We start from the raw sequence: 17,308 nt of genomic DNA, 5'->3' as shown, positions 1-17,308 counted from the left end.
CCGCCACGCCCGACCACGCAGCCCGCCAACTGCGCAAGACCGAGGAGGGACGCGACCTGGACGTGCAGGCCCTGACCGCCCTCACCCGCCAGCCGCTCCAGCCGATGCGGCCGCAACAGCCGCTGGACATCGGCCTGTTCGAATACCGCCTGCCGGAATCACCGGACATCATCGTTCCGGACGAATGACCTAAGGCGTTACGCCGGCAACCGCGCCTGAAGCGTTCCAGAGGGGCTTTGGATTGACAATCAAAGGACCATCAGACGACTTGTGCAGATATTGGATCTCCACCGGTCGATCCTAACCGCAGGGGGTCTGCGTCCAGCGCTCGACCCACTCCCCATTCCCGCCACCCGAGAAGTTCTCGGAAACCACCTTGGTATCCGTGACCTTGTAGGTCTTCAACATTTCCTCCTGGGTGCAGCTAAGTCTGGGCTCCTTTTGCGCCGCAACCCCGAAAGCAGCTTTCATTACGGAAGGGACCATCTCCGGTCCGAGAAGCGTCTCCCCTGCCATCAATTTGCTGGCGCGCCACCCACCAACCTTATATCGCAGGACGAGTATGTTGTGGCGCACCTTGTCGGCGCAACTTTGAGCCAGATACACCTCTTTGAAGGCCGGCCCCTCGAACTCTTCAGCTTGGAATTGCTTGCCGAGGTCCGTCACCGTCCCAACGGAATGGCCGCCTAAAGCCGTAATCGCCTGGCACCCTGCAGCGAGTTCCCGAACGGCTTGGGCCTTTTCGATCGCATTTCGCCAAGCGACATAGGCATCCATCTCGGTCGGATGCACGAGATCGGGAGGCGGCGGCCCGTTCTGCGCGAGGGCCACGGCAAAAACTATCAATGCCAAGCTCATATTGCTCTCGTGCAAATAAAAAGGGCGCTCCGATCGGAGCGCCCCTCGTTACTCGCCTTGATAGCAAAGATCGAGATCACACCAGCGCGGTCTCGTCCGCCTCGGGCGTATCACTCTCGTCCAGCGGCTCTTCCAGCACGTCGCCGGCGGTGACGTCGACCTCGCCGGGACGCGTCTCGCCGGACAGCGAGTCGATCTCGAAGATGATCTTGGCGTCCTTCAGGTCGATCTTGACGTGACCGCCCCGCACCAGCCGACCGAACAGGATCTCATCGGCCAACGGCTTCTTGATGTGCTCCTGGATCACCCGGGCGAGCGGCCGGGCGCCATAGAGCTCGTCGTAGCCGTTCTTCGACAGCCAGTCGGCCGCCTCGTCGGACAGCTCGACGGTGACGTTGCGGTCGGCGAGCTGGGCCTCGAGCTGCATGATGAACTTCTGCACCACGTGGCGGATAGTTTCCGGGGCCAGGGTCTTGAAGGTGACGATGGCGTCCAGCCGGTTCCTGAACTCGGGTGTGAACAGGCGCGAGATCGCCGCGTCGTCCTCGCCCGAGACCCGGCCGCGACCGAAGCCGATGCCGTTGCGGTTGTTGTCCGCAGCCCCCGCATTGGTGGTCATGATCAGGACCACGTTGCGGAAGTCGACCTTCTTGCCGTTGGAGTCGGTCAGCGTGCCGTGGTCCATCACCTGCAGCAGGATGTTGAACACATCGGGGTGCGCCTTCTCGATCTCGTCGAGCAGGACCACCGCGTGCTTGTGCTGGTCCACCGCGTCGGTGAGCTGGCCGCCCTGGTCGTGGCCGACATAGCCCGGGGGGGCGCCGATCAGCCGTGAGACCGTGTGGCGCTCCATGTACTCGCTCATGTCGAAGCGCAGCAGCTCGATACCGAGCGTGGAGGCCAACTGGCGCGACACCTCGGTCTTGCCCACCCCGGTCGGGCCGGAGAACAGGTAGGAGCCGATCGGCTTCTGTGCGTCGCGCAGGCCCGCGCGCGCCATCTTCATGGCGGCGGAGAGCTGGGCGATGGCTTCGTCCTGGCCGTACACCGCCCGCTTCAGGTCGTCCTCGAGGCTTTTCAGCGCCTCGGTGTCGGACTTGGAGACGGACTTCGGCGGGATACGAGCCATCTTGGCGATGACCTGCTCGATCTCCTTGGCGCCGATCTTCTTGCGCCGCTTATGTTCGGGCAGCAGCATCTGCGAGGCGCCCGCCTCGTCGATCACGTCGATCGCCTTGTCGGGCAGCTTGCGGTCGGTGATGTAGCGGGCCGACAGCTCCACCGCCGCCTTGATGGCGTCGTCGGTGTACTTGAGCTTGTGGAAATCCTCGTAATAGGTCTTCAGGCCCTTGAGGATCTTGATGGTGTCGTCAAGCGTCGGCTCCACCACGTCGATCTTCTGGAACCGTCGGACCAGGGCGCGGTCCTTCTCGAAGTGCTGGCGGAACTCCTTGTAGGTGGTCGAGCCCATGCACTTCAGCGTGCCCGAGGCCAGGGCCGGCTTCAGCAGGTTGGAGGCGTCCATCGCCCCGCCGCTGGTGGCGCCGGCGCCGATCACAGTGTGGATCTCATCGATGAACAGGATGGCGTTGGGGTGGCTTTCCAGTTCCTTGACCACCTGCTTGACCCGCTCCTCGAAGTCGCCGCGATAGCGGGTGCCAGCCAGTAGCGCGCCCATGTCGAGCGAGAAGATGGTGGCGCCCGACAGCACCTCGGGCACGTCGCCGGTGACGATCTTGCGGGCCAGTCCTTCGGCGATGGCGGTCTTGCCGACGCCGGGGTCGCCCACCAGCAGCGGGTTGTTCTTGGTGCGGCGGCAGAGCACCTGGATGGCGCGCTCGACCTCCTGCATCCGGCCGATCAGGGGATCGACCTTACCGGCGCGCGCCTTCTCGTTGAGGTTGACGCAATAGGCCTCGAGCGCCTCGCCGCCGGTCTTGGTGTTCTTGTCGTCGCCCTCGGGATCGGCGACCGCGCCCTTGGCGGAGCGGGGCTCCGACGCGCCGGCCTTCTTGGCGATGCCGTGGGCGATGAAGTTGACCGCGTCGTAGCGGGTCATGTCCTGCTCTTGCAGGAAAAAGGCCGCATGGCTCTCCCGCTCGGAGAAGACCGCGACCAGCACGTTGGCGCCGGTGACCTCGTCGCGCCCGGAGGACTGGACGTGGATCACGGCGCGCTGGATCACCCGCTGGAAGCCGGCGGTCGGCTTGGCGTCCTCGCCATCCTCTACGATCAGCGAGCGCAGCTCGGTGTCGAGGTAGTTGACGAGATTCTTCTTCAGCACCGGCAGGTCGACGTTGCAGGCGCGCATGACCGCGGTCGCCTCCTGGTCGTCGGCGAGCGACAGCAGCAGGTGTTCGAGCGTTGCGTACTCGTGCTTACGCTGGTTGGCGTAGGCGACGGCCCGATGCAGGGTCTCTTCGAGGTTACGCGAGAAGGACGGCATGGGCGGACCTCTCAATCCTTTTCCATGGTGCATTGGAGCGGATGCTGGTGCCGCCGGGCCGTATCCACGACCTGCGCCACCTTGGTTTCGGCGACTTCGTAAGTGAAGACGCCGCACACCCCAACGCCATGCTGATGAACATGAAGCATAATTCTCGTGGCTTCTTCGCGCGACTTATTGAAAAAGCGCTCCAAAACGTAGACCACGAATTCCATAGGCGTATAGTCGTCGTTCAAGATCAGAACGCGATAAAGCGACGGCTTTTGAGTCTTTGGCTTGACCTGCGTTACGACCGCAGAGCCAATCTCGTCCCCCGGATTACCTTGTTTCCGCTCGGGCATTCAAACCAGTCTCCACGGCGCAGAACGACTCCGCCGCCTGTTGATTAGATATGGAAATCAGTCCCGGTTGGAAGGCCTTGACAGAGGGGCCGCGACATTAAGGATGGGGACTGTTCACTCTTTAGGCGTCGATTTCCCACGAGACATGGGCTCCGTGGGGATGAACTCCGCCAAAAGGCGCTCCTCTCCCCTAAGCCATATGGTCGCCCGCACCTCGGATCGGTAGGTCCGGAGTCGCTTCCGTCCGAAGTTGCGCGGGTAAGTAAACTCGGCGCCCATGCACGCCGCATTTGCGAAGCGCTCGACACGACTGGTCCAAAACGGGAAAGGCCCGGGACGTCGCCGTCCCGGGCCCTCTAACGTCTAGGTTTAGGAAGTCGGGCTTAGCGGACGGCCTGCAGGGTCTCGACCACCGCGGTGGTGCGCTCGTTCAGCGGGCGGAAGCTTTCCTTCACCGCGCTGGAGAGGGTCTCGGTCAGGCGGCTCAGCTCGGCCACGTAGGCTTCCAGCGCCGACTTGGCGTAGGTGGTCTGAAGCTCGACCACTTCCTGCATGCTGCGGGCGCCGGAGAGGGCGCGGGCTTGCTCGACCTGACCTTCGACGGTCTTCTTGGTGTAGGCCATCGCCTGAGCGCTCAGCGCTTCGGCGCCCTTGGTGGCGGCGGTGACGCTGGCCACCACGGCTTCCAGGTTGCGCTTGCTGTGCGCGTTCATTTCATTGAGCGAGCTCAGCGACTTGTCCATGCCTTCGCGGAAGGCTTGGTCGCCCATCGCGGTGGCCTTGGACATGGCGTCCTTCATGAACTTGTCGCCAGTCGCCGTAGCCTTCTCGGCTTCGGTGGCGGCGGTCTTGGCGGCGTTTTCTTTGACGGCGGCTTCAGCCATAAGATTTCTCCCAGAGCGCGAATTGTTTTTGAGCGCTCGCCCGCGCCCAGGGGGTGGGCGAAAAACAACCTCGCCACAACCACATAATGACGCTCCTCAACCTTAGGGTCAATGGAATTTTGTGCAGTGCACAAAAACGTCATGCTGCAACGCAACCTTGGCTGTACGGAAAACAGGCAGGGTTGCGACATTCGCGTTCGTCACCAATTGTTTACCTTGGAGAAACACTCGGCACTCATCATAAAACATTCTGAAGGCGGTCGGGGGGGCCGCCATCTCAACGGATACGCCCCAATGATGAACTCCGCCCGCCGCCTTTTCACCGCCGTCGGCCTGGCCGTCACGATGACGACGGCGCTCGCGGGTCTGGCGACGCCCGCGGCGGCGCTCGGCGTGTTCTCACAGCCCAAATACGCAGCCATCGTGCTCGACGCGAACTCCGGCGAGGTGCTCTACGCCAAGCGGGCCGACGCCCTGCGCTTCCCCGCCTCCATCACCAAGATCATGACGCTGTATCTGACGTTCGAGGCGCTCGCGACCGGGCGGCTGTCGATGCACGACACGGTGACGATCTCCCCGCACGCCTATTCGATGGCTCCGTCCAAGGTGTCCACCCACGCCGGCGAGACCCTCAGCGTCGAAGAGGCGATCCAGGCGGTGACGGTGCACTCCGCCAACGACGTCGCCGTCGCCCTGGCCGAGAAGGTCGGCGGCAGCGAGTCCCGCTTCGCCCAGCTGATGACGCTCCGCGCCCGCGAACTGGGCATGACCCACAGCTATTTCGTCAACGCCTCGGGTCTGCCGGACAGCCGACAGATCGTCACCGCCCGCGACATATCCATCCTCGCCCGCGCCGTGATGCGCGATTATCCGCAATATTACGCCTATTTCGGCGAGCGCAGCTTCGACTTCCACGGCAAGGTGCTGATCAACCACAACCACCTGCTGCAGAAGATGCCCGGGGTTGACGGTCTGAAGACCGGCTACACCAACGCCGCCGGATTCAACCTTGCGGCCTCCGCGGTGCGGGGCGGACATCGCCTGATCACCGTGGTGCTGGGCGGCCCCTCCACCGCCGCACGCGACGAGAACGTCGAAGAGCTGCTCGACGCCGGCTTCAACGTCATCAACCGCCGCGCCGCCGGTCAACGCATGACCATCGCCTCGCTGATCTCCGAGCCCGACGACATGAGCGGCCCGCTGGAGCGGCCGCCGATCGAGGAAGGCTCCGCCGATCAGGCCGGCCTGCAGGTCGAGGTGCAGCCCCAGGTCCGCACCATGCCGGTCATGGCCGCCGCCCAAGCCTTGTCCGAGGAGCCGAAGCGCGAGACCGCCCGTGCCGAACGCGAGGCCGCGCAGGCGGAAAAGACCGCAGCCGCCGATTGCGCGCCGACGCGCCACGATCGCCGCCACCATCGCCACGTAGAGACCAAGGCCTGCAAGGCGGCTCTCGCCAAGGCGGAGACGCGCAAGGCCAAGCTCCATCGCGACGAAACCGAACAGGCCGCCGCCGCGCCCTGCCCCACGGCCCACGGTCGCCATCATCGCCACGCCGCCGCCTGCCATGCCGACGAGGCGCAGGTCGCCCGCGCCGACAAGTCCGAGAAGCACAAGGACGGCGGCTACATGATCCAGGTCGGCGCCTACAAGAACCACAGCCTGGCCAAGGATCAGCTCGATAAGATCGCATCGATGGTCGACGGTCGCGGCCAGGTCGAGCACGCCGGCGGCAACTATCGGGCCCGCTTCCTCGGCCTGAGCCAGCACGACGCCAAGGCCGCGTGCCGCACGCTGTCGGCCCATGGCCATCCCTGCATGGTGCTGGGCGCGTCCTGACCTTCGGGCGCGCGCTGAAGGCAGAACCATCCTGTAAGATCGCCGCCGCAAGGTGAGTTGAACCGGCGAAGCTGGAGATGGCGCACGGCCGTCGCTATATCCGACGCAAGACCTGGACCGCAGAGTGCAGGCGTACCGTTCGGAGGCCGCATCCATGCCCACCCAGTCCCAAGCCGCTGACCCCGTGGTCATCGCCGCCTACGCCCGCACGCCGATGGGCGGGTTCCAGGGCGCGCTGTCCTCGGTCAAGGCGACCGCACTCGGGTCGGTCGCGGTCAAGGCCGCGCTCGAGCGCGCTGGGATCGCGGGCGACAAGGTCGAGCAGATCTTCATGGGTTGCGTGCTGCCGGCAGGCCTCGGCCAAGCGCCCGCCCGTCAGGCCGCCTTGGGCGCCGGCCTGCCGCTGAGCGTGGAGGCGACCACGGTCAACAAGATGTGCGGCTCCGGCATGCAGGCGGCGATCATGGCCCATGACGCGCTCAGGGCCGGGACCGCCGACGTGATCGTGGCCGGCGGCATGGAGAGCATGTCCAACGCCCCCTACCTGCTGACCAAGCACCGTTCGGGCGCGCGCATCGGCCACGACGTCATGCAGGACAGCATGTACCTGGACGGGCTGGAGGACGCCTACGACCCCGGCAAGCTGATGGGCGTGTTCGCCGAAGACACCGCGCGCGAATACCAATTCACCCGCGAGGCCCAGGACAACTACGCCATCGCCAGCTTGACCAAGGCCAAACAGGCCTCCGACAGCGGCGCCTTCGACCGCGAGATCGCCCCGGTCGAGGTCAAGACCCGCAAGGGCGTGGAGACCGTGGCCAGGGACGAACAACCCGCCAAGGCCGACCCCGCCCGCATCCCCACGCTCAAGCCCGCCTTCGCCAAGGATGGCACCGTCACCGCCGCCAACGCCTCCTCGATCAGCGACGGCGCCGCCGCCCTGGTGATGACCCGCGAGAGCGTGGCCAAGGCGCTCGGCATGCCGATCCTGGCCCGGGTCGTCGCCCACGCCGCCCACGCCCATGAGCCGAGCCGATTCACCACCGCCCCCGTCCCGGCGATCCGCAAGGCCCTGGCTAAGGCCGGCTGGACGGTGGGCGACGTCGACCTGTTCGAGATCAACGAGGCCTTCGCCGTGGTGGCCATGGTGGCGGCCAAGGACCTGGGCATTCCCGCCGACAAGCTGAACGTCAATGGCGGCGCCTGCGCGCTCGGCCACCCGATCGGCGCTTCCGGCGCCCGCCTGATCGCCACCCTGCTGTCGGCGCTGGAGCATCGCGGCGGCAAGCGCGGCGTGGCGGCGCTCTGCATCGGCGGCGGCGAGGCCACGGCGATGGCGGTGGAGCTGGTTTAGGTTCCTACTTAATAACCGCTCATCCCGGCGGATGCCGGGATAAGCGGAGAAGAGAGCTTTGGTCCAAATCAACACACCTCAGTGCGCCTCGGGCGGTGGGGCGGCCTGGTTTGGCTTGGCGGGGCGACAGAAGGGGACCAGGACCAGGGCGAAGATGAACAGCCAGGCGGTGGTGCGGAACACCTCCTCGAACGCCAGCGCCAGGGTCTGCCGCCCCACCAGCCGGGCCAGCTCGCCTCGGGCCATGGCCAGGGCGTGGGCGGGATCGGGGGTGACGGTCCCCATCTGGTGCGCCAGCCTGGCGACGAAGCCGGCGGCGGTGCGGCCGGGAACGTCCATGGCCTCGCCCAGGTGCGCGGTATGGATGCGGGTCTGGTCGTAGAGCCAGACGCTGACGATGGCGATGCCGATGGCGCCGCCCAGGTTGCGCATCAGGTTGAACAGTCCCGAGGCATAGCGCAGCTCCGCCGCCTCGAAGCCCGCCAGCGCCATGCCGACGCTCGGCACGATGCACAGCATCATCGAAAAGCCGCGCAGCAGCTGCGGCGCCAGCAGGGCCCCAAACCCCCACTCCGGGGTGATGTAGGACATCATCCACAGGCTGGTGGCGAACAGGCAGAGCCCGACGGTGATCATGATCCGCGGATCGGCCCGCTGGGATAGGCGCGCGGCGATGAAGGTGCTGGCGAGCTGGGCGATCCCGGTGACGAACACCGTCAGCCCGATCTGCAGGCTGTTATAGTCGCGCACCCGCCCCAGGAACACCGGGATCAGATAGTTGGAAGCGTAGAGCCCGAACCCGATCACCAGGTTGAACAGGCAGGCGAAGGCGAAGGTCGGGTTGCGGAACGGGGTCAGCTTGACCACCGGCGAGGCCGAACGGAACGAGCGCTCCAGGAACAGCAGAAAGGCGACGAAGGAGGCCCAGGCGGCGATGGCGATCTTGGGATCGCTGAACCAGTCGTTCCTCTGGCCCTCCTCCAGCACGTATTCCAGCCCCCCCAAGAACACCGCCATGGCGGCCAGGTGGGCGTAGTCGATGCGCTTGAGCATCCCCAGGTTCGGCCGGTCCACCCCTCTGATCACCGCCAGCGACAGCACCGCCACCGCGATCCCCGGCGCGATGTTGATGTAGAAGATCCAGCGCCAGCCGATCGCGTCGGTGATCCAGCCCCCGACCGTGGGACCCAGCGTCGGGGCCAGCACCGAGACCATGCCCAGGATGGCCGGGATCATCGCCCGGTCCTTGCCGGTGAACAGGGCGTAGCCGGTGGCGAACACGGTGGGCACCATGGCCCCGCCGACGAAGCCCTGGATGGCGCGGAACACGATCATCGACTGGATGTCCCAGGCCATGCCGCATAGCGCGCTCGAGATCGTGAACAAGGCCGCCGACAGCGAGAACAGCACCCGGGTCGACATCGCCTGGGCCAGGAAGGCCGAGAAGGGGATCATCACCAGCTCGGCCATCAGGTAGGCGGTCTGCACCCAGCTGATCTCGTCGGGCCCCGCCGACAGCCCGGCCTGCACGTCGTTCAGCGAGGCGGCGACGATCTGGATGTCGATCAGGGCCATGAACTGGCCGAACGCCATTACGAAGAAGATCAGGAACTTCGTGGCCTTGGGCAGTTCGGAGGGCGGCCGGAACGGGGTGGCTCCCCCGGTTTCGGCGCGGAACAGGTTGAACATGGGCCGTCCCTCTTGCGATCCGCGCCAGCTTCATATTACATGTATCATATAAAGCGAGGACGCAAGGTCGATGCGCTACGACGCCGAGCACAAGGAACGCACCCGCGCCCGGGTGCTGAAGGAAGCCGTCAAGGCGATCCGGGCGGAGGGTCCGCACCGCATCGGCGTGGCGGGAGTGATGTCGCGCGCAGGCCTGACCCACGGCGGCTTCTACGCCCACTTCCAATCCAAGGACGACCTAGTGCTGGCGGCGATCGGGGAGATGTTCAACGGCGCGCGCGACACCTTCCAACGCCACACCGAAGGCCGACCGCCCCGCGAGGCGCTGCAGGCCTACGTGGACTTCTACCTTTCCGCCGGACATCGCGACGCCCGCGAGAGCGGCTGTCCGTTACCGGTGCTGTCGAGCGACCTGCCGCGCATGACCGATCCGGCCCGGGAGTATTTCGCCAAAGGTGTGGCGCGGCTGACCGGCTCGATCCAAGGCCAGCTCGAACAGCTCGAACAGCCGAACGCGGAGGTCGTAGCCAGCTCCGTCCTGGCGGAGATGATCGGCGCCGTCTCTCTGGCCCGCGCCATCTCCGACCCGGTACAATCCGATGCAATCCTGGCACGCTCCCGCACATCGGTGGCCGAGCGGCTGGGCCTGGGAGCGCAGGCATGAGCCAGTCCGACGAAACCACCCTCGCCGCCATGTCCGGCTTTGAGCAGCTAACCGCGCTGATCGCGTCCGGGCGCAGGCCCGGCATCGCCGTCAGCCTCGACTTCCAGCTGGTCGAGATCGACGCCGAGGGCTTCGCCGTGTTCGAAGGCGTTCCGGGCCAACACGCCTACAACCCGATCGGCACCGTGCACGGCGGCTACGCGGCGACCCTGCTCGACTCGGCCTGCGGCTGCGCCGTCCACGCCAAGCTGGCGCCCGGCCAGTCCTACACCACGCTGGAACTGAAGGTCGCCTACCACAAGGCCATGACCAAGGAGACCGGCACGGTGCGGGCCGAGGGCCGGGTGATCTCGTTCGGCCGTCGCACCGCCTTCACCGAAGCCAGGCTGACCGACGCCTCGGGCCGCCTGCTCGCCTCCGCAACCTCGACCCTGCTGGTGATCACCCCATGAGCACAGCCACCCTCGCCGGCCCCGAGCAAGTCCAGGCGCCCGCCAAGGCCCCGACCCGGGCCAAGGGCGCATCCAAGGCCTCGCCCCGCGCACTGATCGCGGTGGGCGCGGCCGCCCTGCTGTTCGCCGCCGGCGCCGCCTACATCCTGGCGGCCAAGCCCTCCGCCTCTACCGACGACGCCTACCTGCACGCCGACAGCACCACCGTCGCCCCCAAGGTGCGTGGCCTGATCGCCGAAATCCTGGTGCGCGACAACCAGGTGGTGAAGGCCGGTCAGCCCCTGATCCGCATCGACCCGGAGGAGTTCGACGCCCGCGTCGCCGCAGCCTCAGCCGACCTGCAGAACGCCGAGGCCAACGTCTCCTCCGCCAAGGCCGCCCTGGTCAGCCTGGATGCGGAAGAACAACTCGCCGGTTCCCAGGTCCGCGCGGCCCAGACCGCCATCGCCGCCTCCGACGCCCAGAACGCCCGCGCCTCCGCCGACCAGAAGCGCTACGACAACCTGGCCGGCAGCGGGGCTGTGGCCGATCACGAGGTCGACGTCGCCCACGCCACCGCCGTCGCCGCCCGCTCCGACGCCGACCACAGCCGTGCGGAATTCCTGGTCAGCCGCAACCAGGCCAGCGTGGTCCAGGCGCGCCGCCCCAATCTCCAAGCCGCCCTGGCCCAGGCCATCGCCGGCGTGGCGCGCGCCAAGGCGGCGCTCGATCTCGCCCGACAAGACCAGGGCCACGCCCTGATCCGCGCGCCTATCGACGGCGTGGTGGGCGATCGCCAGGCCCAAGTCGGCGACTATGTGCAGCCGGGCACGCGCCTGCTGACCCTGGTGCCGACCCAGGCGCTCTATGTCACAGCCAACTTCAAGGAGACCCAGACCGCGCGGATGCTGGTCGGCCAGCCCGCCACGGTGAAGGTCGACGCGCTGGCGGGCCGACGCCTGACCGGCCACGTGGAGAGCTTCGCCCCCGGCTCCGGCTCGGAGTTCTCGCTGCTGCCGTTCGAGCCCGGCACCGGCAATTTCACCAAGATCGTCCAGCGGGTGCCGGTGCGTATCCATCTCGACCCTGGCCAATCGGGTCTGGGGCGCCTACGTCCTGGCCTGTCGGTGACCGCCACGGTCGACCTGCAGAGCAAGGACGCCCCTAAGTGAAGTCATCCGTCGTCGTCACCGGCCTGGGCGTCGTATCTCCCCTTGGCTGTGGCGCGGAGCTGGCCTGGAAGCGATTGCTCGCCGGGCGTTCGGGCCTGCGCAGCCTGCCCGAAGAGACCACCGCCGATATCGGATGCAAGGTAGGCGGCGTCGTGCCCTCACTCGCCGAGGACCCCGAGGGCGGCTTCGATATCGACCGCCACATCACCCCGCGCGACCAGAAGCGGATGGACCGCTTCATCCAGTTCGCGGTGGTCGCCGCCGAAGAAGCCCTGGCCTCGGCCAACTGGCCGCCTGCCGACGACGCGGAGGCGCGCGAGCGCACCGCAACGGTGATCGCCTCGGGCGTCGGCGGCTTCCCGGCCATGATCGAGGCCACCCGCATCACCGACCAGCGCGGCCCCCGCAAGCTGTCGCCCTTCACCGTCCCGTCCTTCCTCGTCAACCTGGCGGCGGGCCAGATTTCCATCCGCCATGGACTGAAGGGTCCGTTGGGCGCGCCGGTGACCGCCTGCGCCGCCAGCGTGCAGGCGCTCGGCGACGCGGCCCGGCTGATCCTGTCCGGCGAGGCCGACGTGGTGGTCGCCGGAGGGGCGGAAGCCTGTATCGACCGGGTCAGCCTGGGCGCCTTCGCCGCCGCCCGCGCCCTGTCCAGCGGCTTCAACGACACGCCCCAGCGCGCCTCGCGGCCCTATGACAGCGACCGCGACGGCTTCGTGATGGGCGAGGGCGCAGCCGTGCTGATCCTGGAAAGCGCCGAACACGCCAAGGCGCGCGGCGCGCCGATCCTGGCCGAGTTGCTGGGCTATGGCACCACGGCGGACGCCTACCACCTGACCGCCGGTCCCGAGGACGGCGACGGCGCGCTGCGCTCGATGCGGATCGCCCTCAAGCAGGCCGGACTGCAGCCCTCCGACATCGACCACCTGAACGCCCACGCCACCTCGACGCCGGTGGGCGACGCGGGCGAGTTGGCGGCGATCAAGACCTTGTTCGGCGTCGGCTCAGGCGCCGCAATCTCCGCCACCAAGGGCGCCACCGGCCACCTGCTGGGCGCCGCCGGGGCGCTGGAGGCGGTGTTCACCGTGCTGGCGCTGCGCGACGGGATCGCGCCGCCGACGCTGAACCTGGAGCATCCGGATGCGAAGGCGGAAGGGCTGGACCTGGTCGGATCGGCCCCGCGTAAACTGGCCATGCGCTACGCCCTGTCCAACGGCTTTGGCTTCGGCGGGGTAAACGCTTCGGTCGTGCTCGGACGCGGCGAAGGCTGAGCGGTGAACGGCGGCTGAAGCGCGAGCTGGCGCCGCCGTTCAGGCCGGGGTGTTACCTATCGTCGCCACGTCCCGACCGTTCACCTAGGTCCGCCCCAATGCATAGAGCCTCGCCCGTTCTCGCCCTGCTCCTCGCGGGGAGCTGCCTCGTCCCTCAATTCGCGGCCGCTGCGCCCCGCCCAGACCGACAGGCGACGATGGACGAGACGGTGGCGGCTGGAGAGCGCGTGCTCGACCTCCCACTCGGCGGCGGCCTGGCCCAGCGGGTGCTCTACGCCAGCCCGGCGAGGCCGAGCGGCGTGATCGTGATGGCGCCCGGCGGTTCGGGCGATGTCGGCGTCGAGCGCGACGGGGACTTACGCCACGACGACAACTTCGTCGTGCGCACCCGCAGCCTGTGGGTGGCGCGAGGCTATGCGGTCCTGATCCCCGACGCCCTGGATCACGAGAACATGCGTGGCCTGCGCAGCTCGCCCGCATACGGCGCCCTGATCGACGGACTGGTCGGGTTCGCCCGCTCGAAGGTCTCCGGTCCCGTCTTCCTGCTCGGAACCAGCCAGGGCTCGATTGCGGCGATGAACGGCGCGGCCCACGCCCACCCGGGTCAGCTCGCGGGCGTGGTGTTGACCGAGTCGGTCTCGCGCATGGGGGGTAGCCACGAGACGGTGTTCGACGCCGATCCCCAGGATGTGCGTGTCCCGGCCCTGGTGGTGGCCAACCGCGACGACGCTTGCAACGTGGCGCCGCCCGAGGACGCGCCGAGGATCGCCCAGGCCATGTCGCACTCGCGCGGCGTCAGGGTGATGTACGTATCAGGTGGGACGACCAAGTCGCGCAAGGCCTGCGGCTCCCTGACCCCGCATGGCTATTATGGGATCGAGACGCAGGTCGTCGGCCAGATCGCCGACTGGATGGACGCCCACCGCTGAACGCCGGCGGCCTGTGGCGTCAGCTCGCAGACGTCGGGCCGCCCTGGCCGCGACGACGGCGCTGGCGGGCGACGTGCTGACTCCAGGCGGCCGTCCGATCACGGATGAAGTCGCCCACCTCGGCGCTCGAACCCGGCTGCGTGACCGCCTCGGTGTAGTAGCCCTGCTCGTTGCGGATCGGGAGCCGGGCGACGCGCGAGGTGTGGATCGCGTCGATCTTCGACGGCTTGGATAGGCCGGGATGGGTCGCCTTGGAGACCGGGACCGCCACGCCGCCGAGCGGGTCGTCGGTGCGCGCCTCGGCTAGGGTCAGCACGTCGCCCAGCGAGCCGGCCGCCGCGTCCCGCTTGGTCAGCACAGCCGTACCCCAACGCTGCTGGATCGTCTTCAGCACCGAGGTGTGGTCGAGCGTCCCGTCCGTGGCGCGATAGACCGTGCCCGGCGCGATCAACGGCGAAATCAGCACCGTCGGCACCCGCACCCCGAAACGGGTGAAGTCGAAGCCCCACTCCCCCACCGTCCCGTCGTCCGGCGGCGTCGCATCGGTCGGCGGCGAGACGTGGTCGTAGTTCCCGCCGTGCTCGTCATAGGTGACGATCAGCAGGGTCGAGCCCCAGTTCGGACCGTTGCGCAGCGCGTAGTAGACATCGTGGATCAACTGCTCGCCGGCCGCCACGTCGTAGTTGGGGTGCTGGCTGTTGCCGTTGGCGCCGAAGTCCGGCTCCAGGAAGGTGTAGGCGGGCAGATCGCCCTTGGCCGCGCGCGCCTGGAAATCGCGGAAGTGACCGAAATGGCTTTCGTCGGCGCTCGAGACGTCGGGGAAGTCATGTTGCGTGAGCGGGTCGCGGTTGTAGCCGTAGACCGCCCAGTCCAGCTTCTTGTCGGTCAGCCGCCCGAAGATGCTTGGGCAGGTGAACACCTTGACGTGGTCGTCCAGGTGGCCCTGCGAAGTGCCCGCCGCCGCGAAGGCGCGGTTGGGGATGGTCTCGGTCGGGGCCGATGCGAACCAGGCGTCGCAGACCGCGAAGCCCTTGGCCAGGCCCGTCAGCACCGGCAGCAGGTCGGGCGTGTACATGCCCATGATCTGGGTCATCGCCGTGCCGGGCAGCGAGTCCTTGTAGTGCTTGGCCTGATCGCTGGCGATCGCCGACTTGAAGTTCAGCACGAAACCCATGTTGTCGGCCACCGCGCCCGGCTGGGGGTCGTCGGTGGAGAACAGCTGGTAGTTGGTGTTCTGGAAGCCTTCGCCGGGATCGGCGCCGGGCATCAGGTAGGGGTGGGGATCGCTCGACTTGATCTTGTAGACCTTGACCTGCCGGCCGGCGTCGTCGGGGTTCCACTCGTTGCCGGTCAGCCCGTCGAAGTCATGGCCGGCGGGAGATTTGTTGCCGCTGTCCTCGTAGAGGAAGCCCAGCATCTGGTCGAAGGAGCGGTTCTCCAGCATCAACTGGACGATATGGTCGATCTTGCCGAGTTGGTTGGCCATGGCCCGGTCCCGCGCAGACGTCTCCAGACGGCGCCACCCTAGCGGGCGTTCAAGACGGTTTGTGAAAGGCCAAGCTTGAGGGCGAGGGAAGGAACGTCCCTACCCGCTCATCATCTTGCAGGTCTTGGCGCCCTGGCGGGTGGCGCACCAGCCGGTCTCCATCGAGCCCTTGACCAGTTCGATCCAGGCGTCGGTGGCGCAGTCGCGCCAGCCCGGCGCGAAGTCGGTGACTGAGACCTCGGGCGCGAACACCGGCTTGCCGGCCTTCCAGACATAGAAGGGGGTCATGCCCGATAGGCCGCCGAAACTGCCCCAGCCGTTGATCAACCCGCAGACCAAGCCGGAATGGGTGGCCCACACCGCGCCGTATTCCAGCGGCCGACCCTGCTTGAGGTGCGCGACCATGACCGGCTGCATCTGGGTCCATATCCGCTCGGCGCGGGTGCGGGCGGCGGCGCGGGTCGCATGATCGTAGATCACAGCGCCCAGCCCGATCGGCACGGCGCCGACGAAGACGACCAGCAGGGCGGCGTCCAACATCGAGCCCGGCCGTCCCAGCCTCCAGCGCTTGCGTCCCGACGTGGCCGCTCCGCCTTTGGAGGGGCGGTCCCCCAGCGAAGTCACGCCGAAACGGAGGTGGTCGCGACCCCGGCGACGGCGACGGCCGCAACGCCCGCCGTGCGGGGCGATTGCCGTGGCGCCAGCGTCCAGACAGCAGCGGCGGCCAGCACCGCCAGCGCGCCCACCGTGGTCACACCCACCACGTAGCGGCGCAGGCTTGGCTCCGGGCGAGCCAACAGGCGCAGACGCAGCTCGAGCGGATGGCGGTTCGCCGGCGCCCAGGCGCAGGCCAGTCCACCCGTTCGTGTCCCCTGCATGTGCGCCTTCAGCAGCGCCTCGGCGTAGGGACGGCGATCCGAGGGGCGGCCCTCAAGCACCTGGGCGTCGCACGCCGCCTCCTGGTCCAGTCGCGCGATCGCCGCCGCCAGATGGATCAGGGGGTTGAACCAGCCCACCACCTGGACCACCGCGATCATCAGGTTGGCGAGATGGTCCTGGCGCAGCATGTGCGTCCGCTCGTGCCGGCGGATGAAGCCGCGCTCCGTTTCGGTGAACCGCTCCGTGTAATCGTGTGGCGTCACGAGCCGTGGGGCGGCGATGCCGATCACCGCGGGACCCGCCAGGCCAAGTCTCGCCAACCGGCGGAAGCGCGCCTCGCCCCAGCCGAACAGAAGCGCCAGGCTTACGGCCCCGGCGAACCACGCAGCCGCGAGCCCGGGCGCCCATCCCCTCCAGACGCCGTCGTCGCTCAGCGCCCGGAGCCAGCCGCCGCCGGCGCGCGTAGGCATGGCGGCGAACAGGCTGTCCTGGCGCAGGAACTCCGCCAGGGTGGGGAACAGGCTGGAGACGGCCGCCGCAGGGACCAACGCCCACAGGCCGTAAGCTACGCTAGGCCCAGCCAGCCGCCGCACCGGCCCGCGCAGGAGAAGCACCGCCAGCACCGCAAGACCCGCCGCGATCTGGGCCCGCAGCAGGGTCAGGACGAACATCTCACCTTCCATCGTCGAGCTCGTCGAGCAGGCGACGCAAGCGCTTGACCTCGTCGGGGGACAGGGAGCGATGCTCGGCGAAATGGGCGACCAGCGGCGTCAGGCGACCGCCGAACAGGCGGTCCAGCAGGCCCTGGCTCTCGGACTGGAGATAGTCGGCGCGCTGCAGCACGGGCACGTAGCGGACCCGTCCGTCGATCCGCTCGGATCGGATCGCCTTGCGCTTCATCAGCCGGTGGACCAGCGTCTTCACTGTCGCCCCGCCCCAGCCCTGGGACGCGACCTCGGCGGCGACGTCCTCCATCGCCAGCGGTCCGCGGCGCCAAAGGGCGTCCATGATGTGGCTTTCGGCCGGTGTGATGCTCATCAGCTTACATCCGTAGGAGGCAGAGGCTAC

16 protein-coding genes and 1 pseudogene are annotated in these 17,308 nt (G+C 67.7%); 8 read left to right on the top strand and 9 right to left on the bottom strand.

Annotated elements, in window-relative coordinates; translation table 11 throughout:
- Positions 1–188, top strand: a pseudogene (locus GSQ87_RS21160) (hypothetical protein); the annotation flags it as partial.
- Positions 189–300: 112 nt separating this feature from the next.
- On the opposite strand, the gene GSQ87_RS21155 reads toward GSQ87_RS21160, so the two are convergent.
- The 4 genes from GSQ87_RS21155 to GSQ87_RS21140 all read right to left on the bottom strand — a co-directional run bounded on the left by GSQ87_RS21155 (position 301) and on the right by GSQ87_RS21140 (position 4,529).
- Positions 301–858, bottom strand: a complete 558-nt coding sequence (locus GSQ87_RS21155) for a hypothetical protein (RefSeq protein ID WP_158918471.1) — start codon at positions 856–858, stop codon at positions 301–303.
- A 76-nt stretch (positions 859–934) separates the two neighbouring features.
- Positions 935–3,304 (bottom strand): ATP-dependent Clp protease ATP-binding subunit ClpA, encoded by a 2,370-nt coding sequence (gene clpA, locus GSQ87_RS21150; protein ID WP_158918469.1) that lies wholly within the window; start codon positions 3,302–3,304, stop codon positions 935–937.
- Between the two features lie 11 nt (positions 3,305–3,315).
- Positions 3,316–3,645, bottom strand: coding sequence for an ATP-dependent Clp protease adapter ClpS (gene clpS / locus GSQ87_RS21145; RefSeq protein ID WP_158918467.1), 330 nt, complete (start codon positions 3,643–3,645; stop codon positions 3,316–3,318).
- Between the two features lie 383 nt (positions 3,646–4,028).
- On the bottom strand, positions 4,029–4,529 hold the full coding sequence (locus GSQ87_RS21140; protein ID WP_371416714.1) for a phasin family protein: 501 nt from the start codon (positions 4,527–4,529) through the stop codon (positions 4,029–4,031).
- A 294-nt stretch (positions 4,530–4,823) separates the two neighbouring features.
- Here GSQ87_RS21140 and GSQ87_RS21135 point away from each other — a divergent pair, with 294 nt between their 5' ends.
- On the top strand, positions 4,824–6,365 hold the full coding sequence (locus GSQ87_RS21135) for a D-alanyl-D-alanine carboxypeptidase (RefSeq protein WP_158918465.1): 1,542 nt from the start codon (positions 4,824–4,826) through the stop codon (positions 6,363–6,365).
- Positions 6,366–6,519: 154 nt separating this feature from the next.
- Positions 6,520–7,719 carry an acetyl-CoA C-acyltransferase gene (locus GSQ87_RS21130; RefSeq protein WP_158918463.1) on the top strand — a complete coding sequence of 400 codons (1,200 nt, stop codon included), beginning with the start codon at positions 6,520–6,522 and terminating at the stop codon, positions 7,717–7,719.
- A gap of 78 nt (positions 7,720–7,797) precedes the next feature.
- On the opposite strand, the gene GSQ87_RS21125 is transcribed toward GSQ87_RS21130, so the two are convergent.
- On the bottom strand, positions 7,798–9,408 hold the full coding sequence (locus GSQ87_RS21125) for a DHA2 family efflux MFS transporter permease subunit (RefSeq protein WP_158918461.1): 1,611 nt from the start codon (positions 9,406–9,408) through the stop codon (positions 7,798–7,800).
- A 70-nt stretch (positions 9,409–9,478) separates the two neighbouring features.
- Here GSQ87_RS21125 and GSQ87_RS21120 point away from each other — a divergent pair, with 70 nt between their 5' ends.
- From GSQ87_RS21120 to GSQ87_RS21100, 5 genes are all read left to right on the top strand, one after another.
- A complete protein-coding gene (locus tag GSQ87_RS21120; RefSeq protein ID WP_158918459.1) occupies positions 9,479–10,072 on the top strand; it encodes a TetR/AcrR family transcriptional regulator in 594 nt (197 codons plus the stop codon).
- Complete coding sequence (locus GSQ87_RS21115) at positions 10,069–10,524, top strand: PaaI family thioesterase (protein ID WP_158918457.1); 456 nt, start codon at positions 10,069–10,071, stop codon at positions 10,522–10,524. Before GSQ87_RS21120 ends, GSQ87_RS21115 begins: the two co-directional genes overlap by 4 nt.
- Positions 10,521–11,675: an HlyD family secretion protein gene (locus GSQ87_RS21110; protein WP_158918455.1), complete on the top strand. Its 1,155-nt coding sequence runs from the start codon at positions 10,521–10,523 to the stop codon at positions 11,673–11,675. Before GSQ87_RS21115 ends, GSQ87_RS21110 begins: the two co-directional genes overlap by 4 nt.
- Positions 11,672–12,946, top strand: coding sequence for a beta-ketoacyl-ACP synthase II (gene fabF, locus GSQ87_RS21105; RefSeq protein WP_158918453.1), 1,275 nt, complete (start codon positions 11,672–11,674; stop codon positions 12,944–12,946). The genes GSQ87_RS21110 and fabF overlap by 4 nt, the downstream gene beginning before the upstream one ends.
- 227 nt (positions 12,947–13,173) lie before the next feature.
- Positions 13,174–13,875: an alpha/beta hydrolase gene (locus tag GSQ87_RS21100; protein ID WP_216839509.1), complete on the top strand. Its 702-nt coding sequence runs from the start codon at positions 13,174–13,176 to the stop codon at positions 13,873–13,875.
- Positions 13,876–13,894: 19 nt separating this feature from the next.
- On the opposite strand, the gene GSQ87_RS21095 is transcribed toward GSQ87_RS21100, so the two are convergent.
- The 4 genes from GSQ87_RS21095 to GSQ87_RS21080 all read right to left on the bottom strand — a co-directional run bounded on the left by GSQ87_RS21095 (position 13,895) and on the right by GSQ87_RS21080 (position 17,278).
- A complete protein-coding gene (locus tag GSQ87_RS21095; RefSeq protein ID WP_158918451.1) occupies positions 13,895–15,361 on the bottom strand; it encodes an alkaline phosphatase family protein in 1,467 nt (488 codons plus the stop codon).
- Positions 15,362–15,460: 99 nt separating this feature from the next.
- The gene (locus GSQ87_RS21090; RefSeq protein WP_158918449.1) at positions 15,461–15,901 is read right to left on the bottom strand and encodes a hypothetical protein; all 441 of its coding nucleotides are present in this window, start codon (positions 15,899–15,901) and stop codon (positions 15,461–15,463) included.
- Positions 15,902–15,981: 80 nt separating this feature from the next.
- Positions 15,982–16,911: a M56 family metallopeptidase gene (locus GSQ87_RS21085; protein WP_158918447.1), complete on the bottom strand. Its 930-nt coding sequence runs from the start codon at positions 16,909–16,911 to the stop codon at positions 15,982–15,984.
- Position 16,912: 1 nt separating this feature from the next.
- Complete coding sequence (locus GSQ87_RS21080; RefSeq protein WP_158918445.1) at positions 16,913–17,278, bottom strand: BlaI/MecI/CopY family transcriptional regulator; 366 nt, start codon at positions 17,276–17,278, stop codon at positions 16,913–16,915.
- Positions 17,279–17,308 lie beyond the last annotated feature (30 nt).

The sequence above is a fragment of the Caulobacter sp. S45 genome, from assembly GCF_009765965.1.
Lineage (GTDB): Bacteria > Pseudomonadota > Alphaproteobacteria > Caulobacterales > Caulobacteraceae > CAHJWH01.
Note: the sequence above shows the minus strand (reverse complement) of the source record. Positions and strands in the feature narration are given on the sequence as shown.

Bases quoted from the DNA above. Each gene is read 5' to 3' on its own strand.
- clpA (WP_158918469.1), bottom strand. From the start codon at position 3,304: ATGCCGTCCTTCTCGCGTAACCTCGAAGAGACCCTGCATCGGGCCGTC.
- GSQ87_RS21095 (WP_158918451.1), bottom strand. From the start codon at position 15,361: ATGGCCAACCAACTCGGCAAGATCGACCATATCGTCCAGTTGATGCTG.
- clpS (WP_158918467.1), bottom strand. From the start codon at position 3,645: ATGCCCGAGCGGAAACAAGGTAATCCGGGGGACGAGATTGGCTCTGCG.
- GSQ87_RS21135 (WP_158918465.1), top strand. From the start codon at position 4,824: ATGATGAACTCCGCCCGCCGCCTTTTCACCGCCGTCGGCCTGGCCGTC.
- GSQ87_RS21085 (WP_158918447.1), bottom strand. From the start codon at position 16,911: ATGTTCGTCCTGACCCTGCTGCGGGCCCAGATCGCGGCGGGTCTTGCG.
- GSQ87_RS21120 (WP_158918459.1), top strand. From the start codon at position 9,479: ATGCGCTACGACGCCGAGCACAAGGAACGCACCCGCGCCCGGGTGCTG.
- GSQ87_RS21090 (WP_158918449.1), bottom strand. From the start codon at position 15,901: ATGTTGGACGCCGCCCTGCTGGTCGTCTTCGTCGGCGCCGTGCCGATC.
- GSQ87_RS21155 (WP_158918471.1), bottom strand. From the start codon at position 858: ATGAGCTTGGCATTGATAGTTTTTGCCGTGGCCCTCGCGCAGAACGGG.
- GSQ87_RS21110 (WP_158918455.1), top strand. From the start codon at position 10,521: ATGAGCACAGCCACCCTCGCCGGCCCCGAGCAAGTCCAGGCGCCCGCC.
- GSQ87_RS21130 (WP_158918463.1), top strand. From the start codon at position 6,520: ATGCCCACCCAGTCCCAAGCCGCTGACCCCGTGGTCATCGCCGCCTAC.
- GSQ87_RS21080 (WP_158918445.1), bottom strand. From the start codon at position 17,278: ATGAGCATCACACCGGCCGAAAGCCACATCATGGACGCCCTTTGGCGC.
- GSQ87_RS21115 (WP_158918457.1), top strand. From the start codon at position 10,069: ATGAGCCAGTCCGACGAAACCACCCTCGCCGCCATGTCCGGCTTTGAG.
- GSQ87_RS21140 (WP_371416714.1), bottom strand. From the start codon at position 4,529: ATGGCTGAAGCCGCCGTCAAAGAAAACGCCGCCAAGACCGCCGCCACC.
- GSQ87_RS21125 (WP_158918461.1), bottom strand. From the start codon at position 9,408: ATGTTCAACCTGTTCCGCGCCGAAACCGGGGGAGCCACCCCGTTCCGG.